This window comes from Nitrospinota bacterium (genome assembly GCA_009873635.1).
Taxonomy (GTDB): Bacteria; Nitrospinota; Nitrospinia; order Nitrospinales; family VA-1; genus LS-NOB.
In genome coordinates this window covers 3,653-5,929 of record WAHY01000010.1, presented here as the reverse complement: position 1 = coordinate 5,929, position 2,277 = coordinate 3,653, and the positions used below count along the sequence as shown (strand labels likewise).

Sequence of the window (2,277 nt, the reverse complement as noted above, 5' to 3'; positions counted from 1 at the left end):
TGATCGTAAATACCCCACGCTATGGCCGAAAGGTATTCACGGGACGTACGCATATGCCTACGCCTACCAAGCTGGTATGGTTTGTTAACGTTAACGTTATCAACAATGCTAAGTGGTTCTACGAGTTGGTATTCAACACGAATAACAACGTGGACATGATCGTAGCTCAGGACATCGAGTTCACCGGTTCCTGTGAGTACAGTGATATCGTACTTGCTCCGAACAGCTGGGCTGAGTTCGAAAGTTATGAAATCACTTCTGCATGTTCTAATCCGTTCCATCAGATCTGGGGCGGAACCGGCATCAAGCCTATCTTCGATACCATCGATGATAACTTGATCCACCGTGAGTTCGCGCGCCGCATGGCTGAAGTTACCGGTGACAAGCGTTTTGCTGACTTCATGAAAGTTTATGAAGGTAAAGCGCCTAACCGCACCAAAGCTATGATTCGCCGCTTGTTCACGACTTCTACAACGGGTATGGGTTACAACATTGATGATATCATCAACGGTAAGTATGGTGAGCCGGGATGTTGTCTGATGCTGTTCAGAACCTATCCCCGGTCTCCTTTCTGGGAGATGTATACGGAGTCTAAACCTTACTACACGCCTAATGGCCGCATCCAGTTCTACAACGATGAGCCTGAAGCGATTGAGTATGGTGAAAACTTCATCGTTCATCGGGAAGGTCCAGAAGCAACGCCTTACCTGCCGAACGTAATCGTTTCAACCAATCCTTACATCCGTCCGGATGACTACGGAATCCCGGAAGACGAGCAGGATCCGGATCTGCGTCATGTACGGAACATCAAGAAGCCCTGGTCTGCTGTACGTACGACCAAAAACTTCTTGTGGGAAAAAGGATATCGGTTCTATTGTGTTACACCTAAATCTCGCCATACAGCTCACAGTTCCTGGGCAACCACTGACTGGAACATGATCTGGAACAACAACTTTGGTGATCCTTATCGAATGGATAAGCGTTCTCCGGGTGTTGGTGAGTGGCAGGTTCACATGAACCCATTCTTGTGTAAAGATCTTGGAATCAACGATGGTGACTATATCTATTGTGATGCGAATCCTGCGGATCGTCCTTACATGGGTTGGAAGCCTTCAGATCCAAGGTATAAAGTGGCACGGCTCATGCTGCGGGCGAAGTACAACCCGGCATATCCGTATCACACCACCATGATGAAGCACGCAACATGGATCGCCACCGAGCGTACCGTTAAGGCTCACGAAGAACGGCCTGACGGACGTGCGATGTCAATGACCACACCTTATCAGAGTAACTTCCGGTATGGTGGTCAGCAGTCCATCACGCGTTCTTGGTTGATGCCTATGCATCAGACTGACAGTCTGTTCCATAAAGCAAAAACCAAGATGAAATTCAAACACGGCTATGAGGCTGATAACCATGCGGTTAATGCTGTACCGAAAGAAACGCTGGTTAAATTCTCTAAAGCTGAAGATGGTGGTTTACATGGTAAAGGACTCTGGGAACCAGTTCGAACTGGTTATACCCCGGAATCACCGTTGAAAGACCGTTTTGCCGAGATGTATCTGGCGGGTCAGTATATCCGTGTGAAAATCTAAGCAAAAGGTGGTCCTCCCAATTATGGGAGGGCCGCCATTTGGTATTTCAACGTCTAACCAATGTTAATAAGGAGGTACGATAATGCCTGAAGTCTATAACTGGCAGCTAGGTCGGATGGCCACATACGTCTACGACGAAAAGCATCCGAAAGAGCAGTTCACGTTCGTATTCAATACGAACCGTTGTATTGCTTGTCAGACCTGTACGATGGCCCATAAATCTACCTGGACCTTTTCAAAGGGACAGGAGTATATGTGGTGGAATAATGTAGAAACGAAGCCTTACGGTGGATATCCTCAGTTTTGGGATTGGAAGATCCTGAAAATGCTGGAGCAGTCCAATCCAGGACAGAATGTATGGAACGTCCGTAAGACCTCAAACAAAGCGATCCATGGTGTATACGAAGGTGTGACCATCTTCGAAGCGCCAGCCAAGATCGGTTTGAATCAGCAAGCAATCGGTTATGTACCGACTGATGAAGAGTGGCGTTTCCCGAACTTCGGTGAAGATACCGCTCATGGTCGTGAGTTCACCCAGTCCCGCGAGGGAACGTTCGGTGGTGACAACGGCACACGGTCAGTACTGCCTGAGCATAAAATCTGGTTTTTCTATCTGCAACGCATTTGTAACCACTGCACGTATCCGGGCTGTCTGGCGGCGTGTCCTCGTAAGGCGATCTAC

The 2,277-nt window shown here is 48.2% G+C and carries 2 protein-coding genes; both read left to right on the top strand.

Features of this window, described 5'->3' with window-relative positions; translation table 11 throughout:
* Window positions 1-1,595, top strand: a 1,595-nt coding sequence (locus F3741_07535; GenBank protein MZG30648.1) for a nitrate oxidoreductase subunit alpha, incomplete at its 5' end; no start/stop codon positions are given.
* 82 nt (window positions 1,596-1,677) lie between these two features.
* A partial coding sequence (locus tag F3741_07530) for a nitrate oxidoreductase subunit beta (protein ID MZG30647.1) occupies window positions 1,678-2,277 on the top strand: 600 nt, incomplete at its 3' end.